We start from the raw sequence: 17,312 nt of genomic DNA on the forward strand, positions 1-17,312 counted from the left end.
TGCAACTACGTTGCTGCGGTGCGCATGGATCGAATCAGACACCCAACTGACGGTCGAGTAGATCGATACGTGCGTTGACCTGGCCGTAAAGCGCAGAATCTGCGTTCAAAGTGGCCCGATACGCCTCCCAGGCAATTACGTCGGTACGACCGTGGATCGAGGAGGTCCACTGGGCAAGCAAGACAGGGTCACCGACACGAAGCAGGGCTGCTTGCATCCTGGATCGCAGTTCTTCGCGAATTTCGTCGATGCCAGGCGCCGAAGATCCAGGAAGCACCGGACCCGAGTAGATCCGCATCGCTGCCTCGACGTCACCACGGTCGAGCGCCCGGCGAATATCACCTACGTCCGAGGCCAGTTCCCCGACCAATCGGTACGGTCGAGATGCGAGCCCGGACGCGCCGAAGGTCTTCCGCAGACGCGACATCTCGGCACGGATCGTCACGGAGTCGAGCTCGTGTTCATCGAGTAGCACAGCGAGATGATCCGAGCTGAGACCTTCAGGATGATCACCCAGCAGCAACAATATTTCCGCATGCCGTTGCGACAGCGCCATCCTACCGCTGCCACGCACCAACCCTGGCCGCCCACTCCCCAGCACTTCGAGCCGAGGGGCTGTGTCCCCCAGCGACTTCGGTGAATTCATCAGATGTACCCGAAGCTCGGACTCGGCGGCCGCCACGGTCGCACGGATCAGCGAGAGCACCTCGGGCACAGCAACTCTCGGACCACCGGTAATATCGATAGCGCCGAGAATGTGTCCACTCGTCGGATGATGCACCGGAGCCGCCGAGCAACTCCATTCGTGCACCGAACGGGAAAAATGCTCGGCCGCGAAGATCTGGACGCAATGATCGATGGCGAGCGCCGTCCCCGGCGCATTGGTTCCCTTGGACTCTTCACTCCAATCGGCACCCTCGGCGAAGTTCATGGTGAGAGCGCGATCCTTGGCGGTCGCATCGCCCTCCACCCACAACAACCGGCCCTCGGCATCGGAAATCGCAACCAGTAGACCGGTGTCTGCTGCGTCCTCGACGAGCAGCTTGCGGATGACCGGCCTAATGATCGACATCGGGTGACCGTCGCGATATCGCTCGAGTTCGGCGCCGGAAAGGGCGAGCGAATCGCTTCCACCGTCCGGATTCACACCCTTGGTTCGGCTGCGCAGCCACGAGTCCAGGACTACCGATCGGACGGAATCGGACGACGGCGGTTCGTCGTCGACGAAGAGTCGGTGTGCGGTGGACATCTGACGGGCGAGAACATCGACGTCTTCACCTGGGCGAACGGCAATCCAGGGGTTGCCCTGCCCTGGAAATCTAGCTGTCATTCCGATGCACGCCTTCCCACATGTTCACGCCACTGTAACGCAGCTCACACAGTTCAGGGTACAGCCATGACTTTACCGCGCCCAGCCTCGAGCGTGTGGTCGACAGCTCATACCTCGAGAAGAGGCCTTACGTGACGGACGCCGAAAGGAAGTCCGCAGCACGCTCGGCGAGCATGACTGCAGTCGCATGCGGTCCACGCGTAGGAACAGCTGGAAAGGCAGATGTGTCAGCCACCATCAGACCCTCGAACCCCCGCACCTGCAACCTATCGTCGAGAACGCCGTTGTCGTTGCCCATCGCGCAACTCCCCGAGAGATGAAGCGAGGTACCCAGTCGACTCTGCAGAGGGTCGCCGAGGACATCGAGCACCTCGATCGGATGGCGCCTCGATAGCCGTCCGATCAATTCGGCAACACGATCGAGTCCTGCCCGGACTGCGCGACGATCGCCCGCCGATTCCAAATATCGATATCTCACGAGCGGGCCATCCATGGGGTCCGCTGACACCAACGTGATGTCGCCGCGACTGTCGGACGTCATCAGGCCGATACCGATCATCGGGTCACCGATCGGCAGTCCGGGGATCAGTCGATCGAATGCCGCTGTGTACGGACGTATTTCCAGATCATCGACATGCAGCACCTCCTGAAGGGGCGATGCAGGTTCGAAGGGCAACGGTGTTCGATAGTGGACGCCGACTTCCGGATGATCACTGAACTCGCGGCCCACGTACGGATGATCCAAAACGACTGGAACTCCTAGCCCCGCAAGATGATCTGCCGGACCGATCCCCGAAAGCATGAGCAGCTGCGGAGTACGGACCGCCCCAGTACACAGAACCACCTGGGGAGCCAGAATCCTTGAAACACGTCCGTTACGAACTACTTCCACACCCGCTGCACTGGTTCGATCGAAAAGCACTGCAACGACCGTGGATTCAGTGAAGACATCCAGATTGGATCGGTGGAGTACCGGGAGTAGATACGCTGCAGCAGCATTCACTCTGCGGCCGTCGACGACATTGAGTGGAACCGCGCCGATTCCGCCCGAGGAAGTCGGATCGTTCATGTCCGGATCCCGGGGGTAGCCGAGCGTCGTCGCCGCGTCGTGAAACAGTTTCGTGAACTCGTTTTGTGCCCTGCGAGGGGTCCGCGCTACCGGCATCGGACCACCTCGACCGTGCCACTCGCCCGAGAAGTCCAGATCGGTTTCCGACTTCAGAAAGAAAGGCAACACCTCGTCGTAAGACCAGGAAGCCGGCCAGGCATCGAAGTCTCGCGGCCTACCCCGCACGAAGTACCCGCCGTTGACTGCACCAGAGCCTCCGAGGACTCGACCCCGTGAGATCCAGCGGGTGATCTCCGGCGTCAGTTCCGCACGATACGACGACGTCCAAGGGCTCGAGGGCCCAACCGGTAGGACATGTGCGTTCAGGATCTCCGGCGGATACGTCCCATCGCTCGAGAGCCCGGGCCCACTTTCGAGAAGCACTACCCGACAATCCGGATTCGCGCTAGCTCGCGATGCCACAACGGAGCCACAAGAGCCGCCACCTACGACGATCACATCGGCGTACGAAGTCTCCAGCGGGCTCACGTGTCCATGCGCGGAGTCAACGCCTTCAAGCTCCGAGACTCGACGGCACCTCGCCATAGGCCTGAGCCGTACGCGATGTCGTCGACCCGCTTGAAGAAGGCATACCGTAGCGGATCCAAGCCACCGAGTTCGCGGTGGTTGTACCAGTCGGCCAGCGCTTCGGCGACGGCAAGTCCGAGTGCGATCTTCCTGATTCGGCTCGAAAGCAACACTGCAAGCAGGGTTATCGGCCAATAATGCCGACACATCGCCGATGCAAGTTGCCAAATCCCTGCAATGAATCCTTCGGCGGCGAGTATCGCGGCGATGCGCGTGGGCTGATCGAGACCGATGAACATCTTGCGTAGTCGACCGATGGTCACTGCGAGAGTCGCCAGCGCACCCAGCAGCCCGAGCTTGGTGAAACTGATAGCCAACAAGGTGGCGATCAGGGTCCAGGGTGACATCGAAATCGGCGGCACCATTCCGGGGTGACGCTCGGCAAGAGGGCTGGCGCCGGTGCCGTAGAACAGTTTGCGGCCGAACCACCGCCCGAATGTCACTCGATGATCGTGAGCAACGTGCGCAACAGGCTCGTATCGCAATCGCCACCCGGCTTCCTGCAACCTCCAGCACAGATCGACGTCCTCGGCGACATGCATGGATTCGTCGAACCCATTGCATTCCTCGGCTACGTGCCTGCGTATCAACATGGCTGCGCTGGGAACGTAGGACACCGAACTACCCGCCCGAACAGCAGCTTCCCGGCGACCGAGATCGAGAGAGGAGCGAGCATGCTCATACCTGGCCAAGGCGTTGCCCTCGGGTTCGAGGGCAACGATACGAGGAGCGACCAGCGCCACCGCCGGATCCGAGAAGTGCCCCAGCATTACCTCGAGCCACCCCTTTCGGGGAACGACATCCGAGTCGAGAAATGCGACGAAATCCGTTGTTGCACTCCGAAGTCCCGTGTTTCGAGCTGCTGCAGGCCCTCGCGAGGTCTCGTGACGTAGGACCGTCACCCCACCGACGCTCCAGGCCATCGGCGGCGCGGTCACTGGCTCGTCGGATCCGTCGTCGACGATGATGACGTTCAAGCCGTGGAGCGCAGGAAGCAACCTGCCGAGACCGGAGGCATTGTTCTTCATCGGAACGACGACAGTCACATCCTGCGGAGACGGAATGGACATCGGCCGCGGGTTGGCTACTCCCGAGTCCAGAAGTTTGCGAGCAACGAGCGCCGACTGCGAGTCGGTGACCTCGAGAAAACCGTCGCCGATCATGGCGGCCGCGGTAGGTGCAAGCTTCAACATTCTGGTCGGTGAACCACCGATCAACACTCGACCGTCGGAGTATTTGCGAACACGCGGATCGACTCGCACCCCGAATCCATCAGGTAACCGACCTTGACCCATCAGGTGATCGTAAGCGGACATTGCGCCGATGTGTCATCCACTGCCCTAAATTTCGAGGAACATACTCGAAGCCGGTTTCGACCGGCCGGATCGGGAACCCGAATCACGTCAACATTCCGCTGTCGGACGGTGCCCACCGACTCACCGCAGCGCTGCCCCGTGCACACATATCCTGCAGTACGACCTCCCCCTCATCCCCGCTGGACAGTCGCGGGTCACCGAGAATCCCGTTGGGCGATACCGCCTTCGTACCCCCCGCACGCAGGCGTGGAAGCAAAGAATCGATAGTGTCGGTATTTCCTACCTCCGCACGGGACATGTCGACGACGTCGGGTGAAAGATAGAGCAGCAGTGAAGTTTCGGTCCGGCCGGCGTGCGCGTCCGCGCCGGGAACAGCACAGGGTAGCCACGCGACATCGCGTCCCTCGTAACGCAGCAGTCCGACGGCCGAGATCAGCGTCGAGACGTTGCCGCCGTGACCGTTGACGAACAAGACACGTTCGGCCCAACGGCACGCCGAGCGTCCGTACTCGACCAGAACCGCGTGCAGCGCGTCCGAACCGATAGATACGGTCCCGGGAAAACCCTCGTGCTCCCCACTTGCTCCATATGCGATAGCCGGAGCAAGAACAGTGCCGGGCAGCCGCATCGCGAGCGCCTCGGCGATGCGGGTATCGGTGTCCATCGGCAGGTGCGGTCCATGCTGCTCGAACGATCCGACGGGCACGACGACGGTCTGAGCGTCGTGCACTCGCGTCCACCCACCGATGCCTAGTCGCAACGGCTCGGAGGCGGGTGGCGGCAGCATTCCGTGGATGCTATCGGATAGCCGATCGTCACCCTCCCATCGGCGTTTGCCGATCGAGGTCTGGGGTAAGCACCTCTGCATGACATCTACTGAAGACCGAACGGCCGGCGTCGAAAAGGTAGCCGGCCTCATGAGTGCCTCGAAACTCTGTATGTTCACCACCCATGGGCGCGATGGGCACCTGTTGTCGAGGCCGATGGCGTTGCAGGAGACAGAATTCGACGGGAATCTATGGTTCTTCGCTCGTAATGACTCACGCAAGGTCTTGGACGTGCGAGCGAACAGTTCCGTCAACGTTGCATTCCAGTCGGGAGCCGCCTGGGTTTCGTTGTCCGGCAGCGCCGACATCGTTCTCGATGAATCGAAAAAGAAGGACCTGTGGAATCAGGCAGCTGCAGCGTGGTTCGACAACGGGCCCGAGTCCGAAGAGGTCGTTCTGATCAGGGTCGAGGCCGAAGGCGCCGAATACTGGTCGGCACCCGGGTCGAAGGTCTCGACATTGATCGCCTACGCGAAATCCCGAATCACCGGGGAAAAGCCAGATATGGGAACCAACGACACCGTGGATTTGTAGCGGAATTGTTCGTTCGTCTCGACTGCATGGTCACGTCGATGCAAGGCCCTTCGCCGCCAGATCCCCCTCACGTATCGCCGAATCCAGTCGGCGAGGTGTGACGGCGTCGCCGATGCGGACGACCGAAAACCCTTCGCCCCTAAGCTCGTTCCACAGTGCGTCATCCGGCTTCTGATGGAGCGAGCAGACGATCCAATCGAACCGGTGGTTCGCCGTCACACCGGTGGGGTGATGGAGCAGCGAAACATCGAGGCCGGCCTGTAGCTGGACCGGGACGACATCGGTCAGGCACGTGATCGACTGTCCGTGCGTTCGCCGTCGCCATCCTTCCATGTCCAGCGTGAGCCCGAGATCCTGCCCGACGACCATCCCCGGCGTGCATACCGTCACCTGACAGCCGCGTTCGGCCAGAAATTCTGCCGTCGACGTCGCGTGGTGGAAACTCAGTTCGTCGACGATCAGGACGCGACCTGACAAAGCCACGGTGCCGTCGAGGACCTCACGGACGTCGACGACATGATCGTGGGAACCTGCCCACACGGGGCGCACCGGACTCGCCCCTGTCGCGATCACCACCGCATTCGGCTTCTGCGTCAGGACGAGCATTCTGTCGACCTCCACGCACGTTCGAATTTTGACGCCGCGGGCGCGGCATTCCGCTTCGAGAACATCGACGACACCAGCGAATTCGGCTCGGTGGGGTGCCCGTCCAGCGGTCCGGACCTGTCCCCCGGTCTGTGGCTCACGTTCGTACAGCGTGACGTCGTGCCCTGCGTGTGCAGCAGTCGATGCCGCCTGCAGTCCTGCAGGTCCCCCTCCAACAATCAGGACTCGCTGTTTCACCGCGGGCAACGGCGGAACGGTCAAGAATTCTCTTCCGGCGCTGGGGTTTACGACGCATCCCAGTGCGGCGTTCATCCCGACGCGTCCGATGCAGTCCTGATTGCAGGAAAGGCAGGTGTGGACTTCTCGCGCACGGCCTTCACGTGCCTTGTTCGCGAACTCCGGATCTGCAATGTTGCCGCGAACGATGCCGACCAGATCGCACACCCCGTCGGCAAGAGCCTGCTCGGCCATCTCCGGCGTGGTGAATCGTCCGACCCCGATCACCGGCAACGACACCCGCTCTCGGATCGCGCTGGGAACGAAGTTCGCGTAACCATGGGGCGTCGCCATCGATGCCTCGATCAGGTGGAGCGTCGAGGTCGCCACGCCGATTGCGGTATTGATGTAATCGATAGAACCGGTTCGTTCGATCAGAACAGCGGTGTCCACGGCCTCGTCCAGACCGATGCCCCCCTCGATGTATTCCTGCCCGCTCAACCTCACCCCCACGATCATCTCGGGTCCCAACGCTGCGCGAACCGCCGAGAGAACCTCCACCAGAAATTTCGCTCGCCCTTCGAGGTTCCCTCCATATTCGTCGGTGCGATGGTTCGTCGTACGCGCCAGGAACATTCGGATCAACGAGGACTGTGAACACTGCAGCTCCACGCCGTCGAATCCGCCGTCCCTGCAATGCTCGGCGACGCGCACGTATGCGTCTGTCAACTCGCCGATCTCGACCCGGTCGAGGGAATGCGGCACCTCGCGAAAGAGCGGATCGGGGACGGCGCTGGGTGCGAGGACCGCGCGCCCCGAATACATTCCCGACGACTGTCCACCATTGTGGTTGACCTGCGCCAGAACGAGGGCTCCATGTGCGTGTACGGCGTCCGTGATCGCTCGATATCCAGGTATCACCGCTCGGCGATATCCTTGGATCATCTTCTCGTACGGCTGATCCGACGGGTGTGTGGACTGTTCCTCGACGATGATCAATCCAGCCCCGCCTGCGGCGCGAGCTGCGTAATAGGCGGCGTGGCGATCCGTCGGGAGTCCATTCTCGGCGAAGTTGGTCAAATGCGCGGAGAAGACAACTCGGTTCCGCAGCGTCGACGGACCGATGTCGAGAGAGTCGAACAGCCGCGGATACTTCATCGCGCAGACACCGTGGGCTTCTGCACTCCGGCGTCGTATCCGTCTCGAATGGCCTCCGCCGCAGAACGAGGCGCGACGCAGTCCCCTATCGTCACTCGCCTCGGACCGTACAAGGAATCGTCAGCAGAGCGATGCGAGCAGTCCACTACCACTGCGCATTCGATCTTGCGACGCTGCCCGGTATGTATGTCCTCGACCTCGGCGCCGCCGTCGCCGACACGCAGAATTCGGGACAATAGATGACGCTGGACGCCCGCGCGCTGCAGCCGAACGTTGGCCGGAGCGAGGTCACCGGACAAGGAAAGGTGTCGACCGATGGTCTGATCGACAGTCACCACGGAAACGTCTTTACCGTCCTGTGCAAAACGCTCTGCAAGTGCGACAGCCACGGGACCACCGACCGGATCCCACACGACAACGGGCCCCTCGTCGAGTGCTGCACCGCCCAGAACAGCGCCGGAATCGAGGTAATGCACGCCTGGTGCCACCTCGAACGATCGCGGACTCGGCACACTGCCGGTTGCTAGGACGACATCCTTTTCTGCCTCGAGATCGCTGGGTTCGATCTCGATCCCGGTCACGATATCGACCCCGAGATGGACGCACTCGGCGGCGAGCCAGTCTGTCAACGCCTCCCCGATGCTCGTGAGCGAAAACAGGCCCCCCACTACGGGTTTACGCTCGTACAAGGTGACCGTCCGACCCCGCAGGGCCAATACACGTGCTGCCTCGAGACCAGCGGGGCCACCACCCACCACCAGCACCTTGCCTGCACCGTCCGGCTCCGGGTCATCGCCTGCTCGTCCGATGCACGCCACGGTCGGGTTACGCGGATCCCGAACCAGACAACTCTGATTGCACAGAATGCACGGCCGCGGGCTCGCACCGGCTCGCGACTTCGATACCAAATCGGGATCGGCAATCAACGCGCGTGTCATCTCGACGATGTCGGCAACGCCCTCGGAGAGTGCGGCATCGGCCATCACCGTATCGACGATGCTGCCTTGCAGAACAACGGGAACCACGGCGTCGACGGAGTCGGATACCGATCGGCACAGGTCGCGGTTGAACCCAGGCTCGGTGTGGAAGTCCGGGCGATAGGAGGACATGTCCATCGCCCCACCTCGAACGACGGTAAGCAGATCCAGGTCCGGCGCGATCTCGCGGGCGATGTCGGCACCGATCGCGGGAGTGATACCCGCCCACGGCGCTCCCTCGTCACAACTCAGCCGCAGCGCAAGGATGCGATCGGGCCCGAGCTCGGCCCGCACTACAGCAATCACGTTTCGTACGAACAGCATTCGGTCGGTACCGAATTCGTCTTCTCGTAGATTGGTCAGGCCGGAGAGGAACTGCCGTATCAAGCTCGACGGGCCTGCATCGAGTTCGACGCCGTCGACGTCTGCATCGACAGCAACGCGCGCAGCGGCAGCGAATCCATCCACCGCGGCACGGATGTGTTCCGGTTCCATCGCCATCGGCAACTCACGCGAAGCCACGTCGGCGACGTGCGAGGGCCCCCACAGTGCCTCCCGCGAGTACGCGGTCGAACCTTGGGACCCGGTGTGAGTGAGACCTGCCAGGACGAGCGTTCCGTTCGGTCTGCACGCATCGACGACAGCCTGCCAACCCGGCCCGCACTCCGATGCCAGAGGCGCTCGCTCGTAAGGCCAGTCCGACCGATGCACCGACGCATTCTCGGTGACGATGATCCCGACGCCCGCCCTACGGCGGTAATACTCGACCAGTTCTGGCGAGAAAGCCCGTCCATCGGCCAGATTGGTAGCGTGCGGACCGAACATCACGCGACTGGCAGCCGACCGCCCACCGAGGACGATCGGCTCCGTCAGCAGAGTCACCTCTCTACTCTGCACCAAGCTTTCGGTCGAACCCCAACGGCATGACCACGTCGGACGCAGTCAGGTCATGGATCGAGGAGTGACCGAGTCCGAGAACAGCAGAGTCGACGCCGCCCCGCAAAATATCGAGAACGTTCTCCACTCCGGCCTGACCGTTCGCCGAAAGACCCCACAGGTACGCCCGGCCGATCATGACAGCACGAGCACCGAGCGCGATTGCCTTGACGACGTCACTACCGCGACGGATGCCGCCGTCGAGAGTGATCTCGATCTGGTCGCCCACTGCCTCGGCGATCGCAGGCAGCGCGCGGATCGGCGCGGGAGTGCCATCGAGATTGTTGCCACCATGGTTGGACACCGAGATGGCGGTGACTCCGGCGTCGACTGCCTTCTTGGCGTCGTCTACGCGCATGACTCCCTTGAGCATGAACGGCCCGCCCCACTGCTCACGTAGCCAGGCGACGTCCTCCCAGGTCGGCAACGGGGTGCCCATCCACTCGCCGTACGCACCGAAAAATGTGGGCGCAGTGCCCCCGGGTGGGGTCAGGTTCGGCGTCGACAGGTCAGGGATCTTCCCGGTTTTCGCGAACTCCCACAACCACTTCGGCCGGGTGATTCCTTCGGGTGCGAACTGCCACATCGCCTTGAGGTCCATCTTTTCCGGGATCGACGGACTGCCCCAGTCGCGCCCGTTGGAGAACGACCAGTCCAGCGTCATGATCAGCCCGACCGCGCCGGCCGCACGTGCCCGCTCCATGCGCTGAAGCAGAACCTCCCGAGAGCCGACCCAATACATCTGGAAGAACGTCTGCGGGTTCACTGCCGCGACCTCTTCGATGGATTTGCTCGCAAAAGAGGACAACCCGACCGGGATTCCGCGAGCAGCTGCGGCACGGGCCACAGCGACCTCGCCTTCCGGGTGCACGGCCTGCACACCCGTCGGCGAGATCATGACCGGAAACGAGAGTGGTTGTCCCATGACCGTTGTCGACAGATCACGTTTGTCCGACAATCCGGCAACATGCGGCGCGAAGCCGAGCTCACCGAATGCCGCCGTATTGTCGTCGACGGTGATGCCCCGCTCCGAGCCCGCCACCAGTGCGGCGTACACGGACTTCGGAAGACGTTTCTTGGCACGCCGTTGCGCCTCGGCAACGGTCTCGAACCACTCACTCTTGGCCATAGCTATATGTTCCTATTCCATTCCTGCGAGAGGATTCTCGTCGCAGATCTTGGCCGGTGGCCGCATCATCAATGTGAGCGGAACCGACGCTCTCGGTGTCTTACGCTGCCCGGTACGGGAGTGGTCGACGCTGGACTTGGGGATTTCCCCCGCCGCCGCCAACGCCATCTCGCCGTTGCCGATCACGCATTCGGGGTCAGGGCCGTCCATGGGGAGGCCGGTAAAGAACTTCGCTGCCATGCAGCCACCGCGGCACGAATCGAAATGTGCGCACTTGGTACATGCGCCGGAGGTTTGTGGGGACCGCAGTTCCTGGAACAATTCGGACGTCTGCCATACAGTTTGGAAACCGCCCATAGCCGCAGATGTCGCTGTCGCGGGACGAGCATCGCGGACGATGTTTCCGGCGAGAAAGTTCTCGTGGATAGCGAACGGGCAGGCATAGACGTCGCCGATCGGATCGATCAAGCACACCACTCGCCCAGCGCCGCACAGGTTCAAGCCTGGTAGCGCGTCGCCGAAGGCCGAGAGGTGAAAGAAAGAGTCTCCGGTCAATACGCCCTCGCCGTTCGCGACCAGCCAGTCGTACAGCTCTCGCTGCTGGCCGGCCGTGGGATGCAGATCGTCCCACACATCGGCGCCACGTCCCGACGGGCGTAGCCGCGTGATCCGAAGCGTCGCACCGTATTTGTCCGCCAGCGCCTTGAATGTATCGAGCTGCGACACGTTGTGGCGGGTGACGACTACAGAGATCTTCGCGTCTTTGAACCCCGCCTCCTGCAGATTCTCGAGGGCGCGGATCGCCATGTCGAAGGATCCGGGCCCGCGAACTGCATCGTTGACCTCTGCAGTGGCGCCGTCGATGGAAATCTGCACATCGACGTAGTCGGATGCGGCCAGGCGGGCAGCGACCTTCTTGTCGATCTTGACGCCGTTGGTGGAGAACTTGACGCCGACCTGATGGGCCGTCGCGTAGTCCACGAGTTCCCAGAAATCGCTTCGAACCGTCGGCTCACCGCCACCGATATTGACGTAGAAGACCTGCATCTTCTGCAACTCGTCGATGATCGACTTGCACTGCTCGGTCGAGAGCTCGTTGGGATCACGCCGGCCGGATGAGGACAGGCAGTGAACACAAGACAGGTTGCAGGCGTAAGTCAGTTCCCACGTCAGACAGATGGGTGCGTCGAGTCCGAGTTCGAACTGATCGACCAGTTTGCCGACCGCAGGCGGTGGCGCAGGCCTTTCAAGCATGGAGGTCATCGGGTTGTCCTCTTCGGTATGGGTGTGGCGAGACGATGGAAGGGGCTGCTTCCGGCGTGCTCGAGTTCTCTGGTGAGTGCGGCGATCAGGCGTCGATACGGACGAGCATGTGCGAACCGACCAGTGTCGCGAGGGCGCGCGTGTACTGGGGCAGTGCCGATTCTGCGATTCCTGCAGCCATGATCGCGGACCGCAGGTCAGAATGATCGGGTAACGATTCGATGATCGTCACGATCGTCCGGTTCTTGAGAAAAGAGAGTTTGCGTGTCCCGAAGTGGTAGAGTAGCGCCCCGAACGACTCGGGACGCAGCGCCACCTGCGGGTGAAGAGCCCATCGAGCATCCAGGTCCAGTGCAGCTTCCTGGGACGACTTCACGGGTGCGGACATGTCAGTAGACGCCGCACATACCGTCGATGGAAACCTCTTCGACGAGGGATTCTTCGACGAGGTCGGTCTCGATCACTGCAGCGTTGACAACGTCGGTCTTAGAATTCTGGGACATCGCTTACCTCCAGGTGAAAATATGTGGATCCGCCACACCCGGTGCTGGACGTGACTTGGTTCACTACAATAATGGCATCGAGTGCAGAATGACACCAATCGGAGAGAAAAAGTGGAAAGTCGTACGAAACCGTCCAGCCGGGTAGGTCGACGCCCATCCACAACGAGGGGTGAGATCAGCGATCTCGGCATCGAGCTCTTCGCTCGGAACGGATTCGACGAGACCAGCGTGGACGAGATCGCCGAAGCCGCCGGCATCGCGCGCCGCACGTTCTTTCGATATTTCCCATCCAAGAACGCCGTTCCGTGGGGGGACTTCGACGAACAACTCGGTGCACTTCGCAGCCTTCTTGCTGCACTTCCCCATGACATCTTGCTGGCCGACGGAATTCGCTCTGCACTTCTACATTTCAACACTTTCCCCGAGGCCGAACGCGCGGTCCACCGCCAACGCATGGAGCTGATTCTGCGAAATCCTGCGCTCCAGGGTTACTCGATGCTCATGTACGAGGGCTGGCGGGGTGTCATCACCGAATACGTGGCGGCGCGAACGGATTCGAACGCAAGCGATCACTTTCCCCGAACGGTTGGCTGGCTGGTTCTCGGTGTGGCAATGTCTGCATACGAGCAGTGGCTCACCGATGACACACTCGACCTCGCCGAGCTTCTGTCCGACGGCACCAGAACGCTGTATTCCGGTATTCCCAGCACTCCGACGGCTTCGATCACTTACGCGAAAGAATCGACATGACCGAACTAGACGCCCTCGCGCCCAGCGTTCCCGGTTCGTGGACTCACGAAAATACGACCGTCACGTTCACTCCGCGGGCAGCCCCCGGACACATCGGTGTGACGCGCCACGGCGCCGCGGTGGATGTCCGCCACGGCCTGAGCTCGAGGGACATCGGCGAAAGACTCGTCCGGGAGATCACCGCACATGCAGTCGACGCCGAACTGTCTCAGCGGGAGTTCGAGCTGGTGATGGTCGGCCTCGTTCGCTCGACAGTTGCCGATCCGGTCGAAGCATGGGCCACGTATTACCGAAACTCGCTCGACGAATTGCTGTCGGGAGTTGCGGATTTCGCATCCATTCACGAGCGCGCAGAACACTTGGTGATCGGTTCGGTTCTGGATCTGGGTTCGTGTTTCGGATTCTTCCCACTCCGCCTTGCGTTGAGCGGACATACTGTGACGGCGACCGATCTGTCGGCCGGCACCATGCGCCTACTCGATACAGTCGCGCCGCACCTCGGCGTCACCATCGAGACACTGATCTGTGACGCAGCCGATGTCCCACTCGCGGACAACAGCGTCGACACGGTGACGGCCTTGCACCTCCTCGAGCACGTGGACGCAGATACCGGCACGCGGATCATCGAAGAGGCCTTACGCATCGCACGGACCAGAGTGGTCATCGCTGTACCTTTCGAAGACGTGGCCACCGCATGCCATGGCCACGTCCGCACCTTCGACGAGGCAGCCTTGATCGAACTAGGGCGATCTACCCATACCGACTTCGACGTTGCCGAATTCCACGGCGGGTGGCTGGTTCTGAACAAAGCACCCGTTTTGCTTCCGGTATGAGCCGAAGCATCGCACCGAAACCTCAAATCAGCCCTTGCTTGCTCGCGGCATAGACCGCCTCGGCTCGACGGCTGACACCGAGTTTGCGCATCAGGTTGCTGACGTGAAATTTGACCGTCGTCGCCGAGATGAACAGCTTGGTGCCGATACTGTTGTTGGACAGTCCAGTTGCCAGCAGGCGCAGAACCTCGAGTTCACGATCGGTCAGCCTCCCGACGCTCGAGCCTTGCCCGTTGAGAGATCGAACGACTGCAGACGCACTCCGGGAATCGAACGCACTCTCACCTCGTGACACCGCGCGGATGGCACGAACGAGCTCGGTGGTGTCGACATCTTTGACAACATATCCTCGTGCGCCCGCGTGCACTGCCTCCACGACCAGTCGGTCGTCGAGGAAGGTGGTCAACACCAGAAGACCGATGCCGGGGTGTGCGCCCGACAGCTGCGCACACAGCGCGAGGCCCTCGTAGTCCGAACTCGCAGACAATTTAAGATCCATCAGCACGATGTCCGGTTTCACCCGATCCACCACCGCCAGACCCTCACCCCGCGACGACGCTTCCCCGACGATGGTCAGATCCAGTTCACGTTCCAACACGGACCTGAGGCCGTCGCGCAGAATGGCGTGATCGTCGACCAGGACGATACGAACGACGTCGGTATGTGCGGTCACGGCTTGCTCACTCTCTCGTACGGGATGCGCGCAGATACGCGTACGCCGCCGATTCGGGCTCTACGAATTTCGAGTGCGCCACCGTGCTCACGCGCCCGCGCTGCCATGTTCGCCAGGCCTCGGTGTCTGCCGTCGACGTCGTTGTTCTCCGCCATCCGAAGCATCAGGCGTAGGTGCGCGGGATCGCCCTGGCCGTCATCGGCAATGGACAGTTGAACGTGATCTTCACGGTAGGCCAAACGCAGCGTCGCCCGCGTCGCACCAGCGTGGACGGCGGTGTTGAACAACGCCTCTCCCGCGATGCGCAGGAGTCCGTGCTCGCACTCGCTACTGAGTTCGAGGGGGGTACCTTCTATCCGCAACGAGACCCGCAGTTCGTCCGGCATGCGCACGATCGAGAGTTGTTCGAGCATCTCCGGCAGCGAGGTGCGGTCGGCGTCCTGCGCGTGGTTGAGCGCATAGATCGCCGAACGCAGTTGCTCGACGGCACGCCGGGTCAACTCCTTCGCCAGATCGAGTCGCTCTCTACGCTCGTCAGCCGGAATGTCGTTGCGGCACAATTCGATTTGCATCCCGGCCGACAGGACCGCCTGTGTCACACTGTCGTGTAGTTCTCGGGCAATACGATGACGCTCGTCATCGAGAACCTGATGGCGATGAGCTGCGCCCAGTTGGCGTTGCGTCGCTTCGAGTTCGGCGTTGCGGATCGCCAGGTCGGCTGCTGTCCGGTGTGCCTCGTCGTAGGCACTCTCGGCGCGCTCGAGGAGGACTCTTCGACTCTGGTACAGCGCCGAGTTCTGCAGTGCGACAGCAGTTTGACTCGCCAGAATGCTCAACACGGCAGAGTCGGTCGCGTCGAGTACGCGGTGGTCGGGTGTCCATGCGGCAAAAGCGCCGACGACGCCACCGTCGAGCGCGATGGGGACGAATGCGTGATGGGCTGCGATGACGGGGTCACGCCCGTCGCCGATCGTCGCGAGCCTGATCGACTCCAGGCACTCGACGACGTCCTCGGGCAGTGGTGGGCCTTCTACGTTGTCGACGAGAAATGGGGTGGCGTCAGGGCCGAGAACGAGTCGCCGCGGGCCGGCGTCGCCCAACGCTCCGTCGGCGAGCGCGAAGACAACCCATTGCGCGCTCAGATGCGCCCTGGCGGCCTCGGCGACTGCGCAGATGAGAGTTTCCGGGCCGTCGACGGTGCGCACGAGCGCGCGCGAAATCAGTTCCAATGCGTGCACCACCCGCTCCAGCCGCTCAGCCGCACCGCGATACTGCGGGTAGAACGTGTTCTTCCCGGACCTCAGGCCTGTCAGTAGCGAGAGATCCGGCTGCGAGGCAGTCACAACGCCGCCCTGAACAGTTCAGCCATCTCATGGTGGGTGGCCGGGCGCGGGTTGGTCGACATGCATGCATCGCGTAGGGCGTTGGTTGCGAGCACGTCGATATCGTGCTCGCTGACCCCGATGTCGCCGAGGCCTTTGGGAACTCCGACTTGCCGCGCCAATCGCTCGACTCGCGCTGCGACAGCCAAGGCGGCTTCTTCCGCAGGTCCGCGAGCCTCGTCGAGTCCGAGACTGGTCGCGATGGCCACATACGGTAGTGGATCGGCCTCGGCGTTGAACCTGATGACGTGCGGGAGAAGGACTCCGTTGATGACCCCGTGCGGGAGGTCCAGTAGCCCACCGACTTGGTGACTCATCGCATGTGTCGCTCCGAGAATGGCATTGGTGAACGCCAGTCCGGCTTCGAGACTCGCCTGTGCCATCGACGTACGGGCAACGATGTCCGACGGCACGTCCATCGTACGAGCGAGATGAGAGGTGACCATGGTGACCGCCCGCAGCGCGTGATGATCGGTGAGTTGATTGTGACCGAGCGAAACGAAGGCCTCGATGCCGTGCGTCAACGCATCCAAACCTGTTGCTGCGTTGAGCCACTCGGGCATCGTAGTCAACAGACGAGGATCGATGACGGTGATGTCCGGAACCAACCCGCGGCCGAGGATGGTGATCTTCCTCGACCGTGCGGTATCGGTAACGATGCAGAATTGCGAGACATCGGCGCCGGTACCCGACGTCGTAGGGACCATCACGAGCGGCGGGATAGGGCGGGTGGCTCGATCCACTCCCTCGTAGTCGAGTATCGATCCACCATTGCCGGCGAGAACTGCGATCCCTTTGGCCGCGTCCATGACCGAACCACCCCCGATGGCCACCAGGACGTCGCATTCGAACTCTTGATATGAGGCGTGTCCTGCTTCGATCTCGACGTCCTTGGGATTCGGCGTCAGAGCGCTCCAGGTAGTCGGTTCGAGGCCTTGGTCTTCGAGCAGTTGGATCAACTGGGCAACCCAGCCTGTCTCGATGAGCCCGGCGTCGGTGACCACCATCGGTCGCCTGGCCCCCAATCGAAGGGCCGAATGTGCCACTTCACCCAACGAGTCCTGTCCGAACACGATCTCGGGCGCATGGAACTTGAGGACTCTGGGTGTTTCCACCGAACTGCGATGTGAATGCAGATCGTGCAGCGCCTGACGTGTCGCTGCCGCTTCGATCATCGCTTCTC

At 62.0% G+C, this 17,312-nt stretch carries 16 protein-coding genes; 3 read left to right on the forward strand and 13 right to left on the reverse strand.

Annotated elements, in window-relative coordinates; genetic code table 11:
- Positions 1–34 precede the first annotated feature (34 nt).
- From O1W68_RS00065 to mftE, 4 genes are all read right to left on the reverse strand, one after another.
- The gene (locus O1W68_RS00065) at positions 35–1,330 is read right to left on the reverse strand and encodes a helix-turn-helix domain-containing protein (protein WP_269300885.1); all 1,296 of its coding nucleotides are present in this window, start codon (positions 1,328–1,330) and stop codon (positions 35–37) included.
- A 127-nt stretch (positions 1,331–1,457) separates the two neighbouring features.
- Positions 1,458–2,927, reverse strand: coding sequence for a mycofactocin dehydrogenase MftG (gene mftG / locus O1W68_RS00070; protein WP_442972255.1), 1,470 nt, complete (start codon positions 2,925–2,927; stop codon positions 1,458–1,460).
- A complete protein-coding gene (gene mftF / locus O1W68_RS00075) occupies positions 2,924–4,321 on the reverse strand; it encodes a mycofactocin biosynthesis glycosyltransferase MftF (protein WP_269301737.1) in 1,398 nt (465 codons plus the stop codon). The genes mftG and mftF overlap by 4 nt, the downstream gene beginning before the upstream one ends.
- A 103-nt stretch (positions 4,322–4,424) precedes the next feature.
- The gene (gene mftE / locus O1W68_RS00080; RefSeq protein ID WP_269300886.1) at positions 4,425–5,129 is read right to left on the reverse strand and encodes a mycofactocin biosynthesis peptidyl-dipeptidase MftE; all 705 of its coding nucleotides are present in this window, start codon (positions 5,127–5,129) and stop codon (positions 4,425–4,427) included.
- A gap of 79 nt (positions 5,130–5,208) precedes the next feature.
- On the opposite strand from mftE, the gene O1W68_RS00085 reads away from it, so the two are divergent.
- On the forward strand, positions 5,209–5,703 hold the full coding sequence (locus O1W68_RS00085; protein ID WP_269300887.1) for a pyridoxamine 5'-phosphate oxidase family protein: 495 nt from the start codon (positions 5,209–5,211) through the stop codon (positions 5,701–5,703).
- 30 nt (positions 5,704–5,733) lie between these two features.
- On the opposite strand, the gene O1W68_RS00090 is transcribed toward O1W68_RS00085, so the two are convergent.
- The 6 genes from O1W68_RS00090 to mftA form a co-directional block, all read right to left on the reverse strand.
- Positions 5,734–7,683, reverse strand: a complete 1,950-nt coding sequence (locus O1W68_RS00090; RefSeq protein WP_269300888.1) for a mycofactocin system FadH/OYE family oxidoreductase 2 — start codon at positions 7,681–7,683, stop codon at positions 5,734–5,736.
- Positions 7,680–9,542, reverse strand: coding sequence for a mycofactocin system FadH/OYE family oxidoreductase 1 (locus tag O1W68_RS00095; RefSeq protein WP_269300889.1), 1,863 nt, complete (start codon positions 9,540–9,542; stop codon positions 7,680–7,682). The genes O1W68_RS00090 and O1W68_RS00095 overlap by 4 nt, the downstream gene beginning before the upstream one ends.
- 4 nt (positions 9,543–9,546) lie before the next feature.
- Positions 9,547–10,725 carry a pre-mycofactocin synthase MftD gene (mftD, locus tag O1W68_RS00100; RefSeq protein WP_269300890.1) on the reverse strand — a complete coding sequence of 393 codons (1,179 nt, stop codon included), beginning with the start codon at positions 10,723–10,725 and terminating at the stop codon, positions 9,547–9,549.
- Positions 10,726–10,737: 12 nt separating this feature from the next.
- Positions 10,738–11,988 carry a mycofactocin radical SAM maturase gene (gene mftC, locus O1W68_RS00105; protein ID WP_136169615.1) on the reverse strand — a complete coding sequence of 417 codons (1,251 nt, stop codon included), beginning with the start codon at positions 11,986–11,988 and terminating at the stop codon, positions 10,738–10,740.
- Positions 11,989–12,073: 85 nt separating this feature from the next.
- Positions 12,074–12,376, reverse strand: a complete 303-nt coding sequence (mftB, locus tag O1W68_RS00110; RefSeq protein ID WP_269300891.1) for a mycofactocin biosynthesis chaperone MftB — start codon at positions 12,374–12,376, stop codon at positions 12,074–12,076.
- 1 nt (position 12,377) lies between these two features.
- Positions 12,378–12,491, reverse strand: a complete 114-nt coding sequence (gene mftA / locus O1W68_RS00115) for a mycofactocin precursor MftA (RefSeq protein WP_084348019.1) — start codon at positions 12,489–12,491, stop codon at positions 12,378–12,380.
- A 111-nt stretch (positions 12,492–12,602) separates the two neighbouring features.
- On the opposite strand from mftA, the gene mftR reads away from it, so the two are divergent.
- Together mftR and mftM are read left to right on the forward strand one after the other, a co-directional pair.
- On the forward strand, positions 12,603–13,241 hold the full coding sequence (mftR, locus tag O1W68_RS00120) for a mycofactocin system transcriptional regulator (protein ID WP_269300892.1): 639 nt from the start codon (positions 12,603–12,605) through the stop codon (positions 13,239–13,241).
- Complete coding sequence (gene mftM, locus O1W68_RS00125) at positions 13,238–14,074, forward strand: mycofactocin oligosaccharide methyltransferase MftM (protein ID WP_269300893.1); 837 nt, start codon at positions 13,238–13,240, stop codon at positions 14,072–14,074. Before mftR ends, mftM begins: the two co-directional genes overlap by 4 nt.
- 22 nt (positions 14,075–14,096) lie before the next feature.
- Here mftM and O1W68_RS00130 read toward each other — a convergent pair whose 3' ends face one another.
- Genes O1W68_RS00130 through O1W68_RS00140 form a run of 3 tightly spaced genes read right to left on the reverse strand, consistent with a single transcriptional unit; the run spans position 14,097 to position 17,304 of the window.
- Complete coding sequence (locus O1W68_RS00130) at positions 14,097–14,747, reverse strand: MadR family response regulator transcription factor (protein WP_269300894.1); 651 nt, start codon at positions 14,745–14,747, stop codon at positions 14,097–14,099.
- Entirely contained in the window at positions 14,744–16,090 is a 1,347-nt protein-coding gene (locus tag O1W68_RS00135) for a MadS family sensor histidine kinase (RefSeq protein WP_269300895.1), read from the reverse strand. Before O1W68_RS00135 ends, O1W68_RS00130 begins: the two co-directional genes overlap by 4 nt.
- The gene (locus O1W68_RS00140) at positions 16,087–17,304 is read right to left on the reverse strand and encodes an iron-containing alcohol dehydrogenase (protein ID WP_269300896.1); all 1,218 of its coding nucleotides are present in this window, start codon (positions 17,302–17,304) and stop codon (positions 16,087–16,089) included. The genes O1W68_RS00135 and O1W68_RS00140 overlap by 4 nt, the downstream gene beginning before the upstream one ends.
- Positions 17,305–17,312: the final 8 nt, after the last annotated feature.

It is taken from the genome of Rhodococcus sp. H36-A4, from assembly GCF_027158005.1.
In the GTDB taxonomy this organism is placed as follows: Bacteria; Actinomycetota; Actinomycetes; order Mycobacteriales; family Mycobacteriaceae; genus Rhodococcoides.